Below are 3,808 nucleotides of genomic sequence, written 5' to 3'. Positions count from 1 at the left end.
GGGTGTTTGGATCTCGTTTAGATTCGATTTTCTTTGCTTCTTGCTTCTGTTTCAATTTGAATGAAAAGCCTGAAATCAACCTCCCTTTTTTGTGCTGTTCATACGTTGCAGTAATGTCTGTGTGCTCATTTATTTGCTTTATAGATGGTTCTAGTACACGCTTTTTGAAGTCACTCATTGCAGTGTATTCGCTTTCTAAAAGCCCTAGCCGATTTCTAAATTCACTGATTTCTATTTGTGGTACTTTGCCGACTTCACGCCAAGCAATTAATAACTCATAAAGCCTAGTTGCATACTTACTTGTTAAGTGTGCAACCTGTTTAGCTTGATAGCTTGTGAAGTGTTCTTCTAAACGCGTCACCAGTGGCACAACATCAGGCGCAAAAGTAATTTCTAATAGTGCTAAATCATCAACGTAAAAAATACGACTAACCCATCGTGAGCGCACTATGCCTGTTTTTCCTGTCTTTTTATATTCTGCTGTATAGCTGAACTGACGATTAAATAGGTTGTTTACTGCTTCTCGAAGTGCCTTGTATGACGCATCAATAGATACATTGAATAAGTTTGCATAGTCACTTGCATGTATTTCTAATTTACTGTCTGCTGTGATGCCTTGCCCAGACTCTCTAGCGTTGATAATTGCGAGCATAATTAATCGTTGTTCTGTTAGCTCCAGATTGTAGCTGGCATTAATTAAAGCATTATCTTTCACTATTAAACTGTTCTTCATAAGACAGCCATAATTGTATTATTAAATTAAAAGACAATGTACGTTAACATCCTTTTAAGGTCAATATATTTTATGTCCCTGAATTAAGAGCTAATGTCCGTTTATATAAGAGCTAATGTCCGTTTATATAAGAGCTAATGTCCGTTTATATAAGAGCTAATGTCCGTTTATGACCGCTGAAATGCACGTATATCAATGCTTTCACCCCTCCTAAAAGCATTTAAAAGCTTTAAAAATTATTAAAAGCCCAACAGCAGGGGAGTGGAACTGCCCTAGGTACTCGCTAAAGCTCGTACTCTATTGCTGTTCGCTACGCTCACAGCGAGGGGCAGTTTTGGTTGATTCTGTTTGTGAAATCTAAAAGCAAAAGCAACTATGAATTCGCTTCGCTCATAGAACTTTATGCTCGCTTCGCTCGGTCTAGGTTCAAATGCCAGTTATAGAAAATCTCAAGTCTATGCTTCAAGATTTTTTAAAAGCTGTTTTTCAGAGGGGGGAATAAGCGAATTTTCATTGTGTCGCTCGTAGACACTCGCTAAATACGCACTATTTGCGTTCTAAGAGCATTTTTTATTTCAATTATAATTTTATTCAGGAAAGATCAAGCAGGGCTAAAAACCCCGTTTTTTTACGTTCTAGAGCATTTTAAAATGGTGGTGGTGAGTCGTAATCTTTATTTTGATTAAAAATAGACTCTCTAAGATTATTTAACTCATTAAAGTAATACTGCTGATACATTTCAAAGTTATTGTATTCACGCAGTTCATTGACTTCGTTGATCGCTCGCTCACGTTCTGCAAGCTTTGCTTGATATGCAACATTTTTATCTTTGTCTTTAAACGTCAGGTTAGGGTCAAGGCGTAGCAATGACTTGGGGATTATTGGTACTGGCTTTAAATTTGTGCCGTGAATCTTGTTGTAATCTTCGTGATGTAGGCATGACACAGAGCTTGGCACCTCGACATCAATGCCCTTTATTTTTACTATTTTTGTCGGGGCATACTTCTCCAGGTGCTCATTAATAATAACTTCTGTATCTACACGCATTTCATTGATAATCGTTTTGCCTTTCCCCCTGACATCAGGTGTGATTTTTTTGGCTCCGCCTTTTTCTGGTTCTGCATCGTTGTAGCGACTAAAAAACTGTTCAGCAGTTCTATTATGTTCATCGACTGAACGCTCGCAATACATGATATGAAGGTGTGGTTGATCTTGTCCGCCGATCTCTCCAGTGTGGTTGTGAATTGCAGCCGTGTATGGAAAGTTAAACTCATCAGTGAATTGTTTAATTAGTGCTTCAGCTAGTTCGATTCGTTGTTGAACAGATAACTCTTTGGGTAATGCGATGACTTGACTTGCAGCAGTACGGGCATTTTTTCGTTCATAAATGTGGGCAGCTTCCCAAAATAAATCAGGACGTTTTTCAGCAAAGCTGGGCATGTTGCCGGATTTTACAAACTCAACTTTTTCATGAAGATTGTCTTTGTGATTTTTATAGTGTGCTGTGCGTGTGATGTAGTGAAACCGGTTTTTGCACGATGCTGCTTTTTTAACTTTTGTTGCTCCAGATTTGGCTTTAATTTTGGTTGTGCCTTTTCCAGTATATGCATAATCAAAGTAGTACATTTTCCGATAACTCCATTTTGAAATATGCCTGTTTTTGCTTTTGCCACGCAGTGCGAGAAGGAGTGTTTCTAATTCAAATTAATTACGTAGTAATTAATTTGAATTAGAAACACGTAGACGAGCAAAACATTAAATAAATTACTCACGTAATTTAGTTTAATTTTTGTTGCGTGACAATGTATGATGAGAAAACTATATTTTTATTGTGCGTGGTTTCTCTTATGGCGACTCGTGGACGGCCGGCAAAGTTGTTTGATGATTCTGATTTGAACAGAATAATTCGTTTTGCAATGCGTATGGAATTTCGAACTAAAGCACAGCAAGAACTTTGTGATGCTGAAAATTTTAGACCGATTACGGCTTCTCATATTGCTGTTGATAATGAATTGTTGACGCTAATAAAAACTGTAAATCGTCAAAGAACTGCGTATAGAAAAAATGCTGAGTTGTACAAAATTATTCAGCATAAATCGACTACGACTGTCCCACTCACGAATTTAGAAAAAGAAATACTTGGTTATGACTGGAAAGATCGAGACGGGTTTTTTAATTGTCAAAATGCTCTAACGACATACGCCAAACTTGAAAAAATTGCTAAATCTGAAATTGAACGTGCAGAAAGTCAAAAACGACAAGAAGCGATTAGAAAGACTCAAGAGCAACAAACTGAGGGTCAAAGAAAACGTAAAGAACAAGAGAGACGCAAATACTTTTTGGGGGGTGTCGTTCTTAAATATACTCAGTTTTTGAAAGACAATTATTTATTCAGTCCACATGCTTCTGAAGAAGAAATTTTACAGCATTTACTTGAAGATTTTATTGTTTGCAACTACTTGTCAGACGTAACCAATGATGATGAAAATAAAGCAAATAATGTAAGAAATTCTATTAAAAATAAACGCTCTGAGATAATAGAGAAAATAAGAAACGTTGCTAAAGAGATTGAAAATGATAAACGCAGATGACAGTTGAATCAGTTGTTGTACAGCAATTTTTGCGCTCTTAAAATTCTGTTTTCTAACCCAATAATGCTTTTTTGAAGCCGTGGACTATATGCTTTTTTTTGAAGATCAGAAAATTCTTTAAGCTCACTTTTAAGCTGAGAAATTTTGTCTTGTAGCAAAATCTCTTTTTCAAATTTTGTTATCTCTTTTTCAATCATTCTTTGAAACCAGCTTTTTCTAGTATTGGATATAACTCTCTAAACTTTTCAGGTTGCAAAAGCATTTCAGCGATACGAATAGCAAATTGTTGATAGCTTTCTGTGCCTTGCGAATACTTACCCATTTCAGGCATTTCAGACATTTTGTTTGCAAATAGATGACGCTGTGCATCAGTCATTTTTATAAAGAAATCGGGGGTGTTTGGATCTCGTTTAGATTCGATTTTCTTTGCTTCTTGCTTCTGTTTCAATTTGAATGAAAAGCCTGAAATCAACCTCCCTTTTTT

At 36.3% G+C, this 3,808-nt stretch carries 4 protein-coding genes and 1 pseudogene; 1 reads left to right on the top strand and 4 read right to left on the bottom strand.

Annotation, left to right across the window (positions count from 1 at the left end; all coding sequences use genetic code 11):
- On the bottom strand, window positions 1-733 hold a 733-nt coding region (gene repM / locus GTU69_RS16875; RefSeq protein WP_166172215.1), incomplete at its 3' end, for a replication initiation protein RepM.
- Window positions 734-1,378: 645 nt separating this feature from the next.
- Window positions 1,379-2,359, bottom strand: a complete 981-nt coding sequence (locus tag GTU69_RS16870; protein ID WP_166172214.1) for a MobA/MobL family protein — start codon at window positions 2,357-2,359, stop codon at window positions 1,379-1,381.
- Window positions 2,360-2,580: 221 nt separating this feature from the next.
- Here GTU69_RS16870 and GTU69_RS16865 point away from each other — a divergent pair, with 221 nt between their 5' ends.
- Complete coding sequence (locus tag GTU69_RS16865) at window positions 2,581-3,324, top strand: hypothetical protein (RefSeq protein ID WP_166172213.1); 744 nt, start codon at window positions 2,581-2,583, stop codon at window positions 3,322-3,324.
- 8 nt (window positions 3,325-3,332) lie between these two features.
- Here GTU69_RS16865 and GTU69_RS16860 read toward each other — a convergent pair whose 3' ends face one another.
- Both GTU69_RS16860 and GTU69_RS16855 read right to left on the bottom strand, forming a co-directional pair.
- Entirely contained in the window at window positions 3,333-3,521 is a 189-nt protein-coding gene (locus tag GTU69_RS16860; RefSeq protein ID WP_166172212.1) for a hypothetical protein, read from the bottom strand.
- A pseudogene (locus tag GTU69_RS16855) lies at window positions 3,518-3,808 on the bottom strand (RepB family plasmid replication initiator protein); the annotation flags it as partial. The pseudogene GTU69_RS16855 and the gene GTU69_RS16860, both read right to left, overlap by 4 nt.

The organism is Acinetobacter sp. SA01, from assembly GCF_011319235.1.
Taxonomy (GTDB): domain Bacteria; phylum Pseudomonadota; class Gammaproteobacteria; order Pseudomonadales; family Moraxellaceae; genus Acinetobacter.
This window is presented reverse-complemented; position numbering and strand designations above follow the sequence as displayed.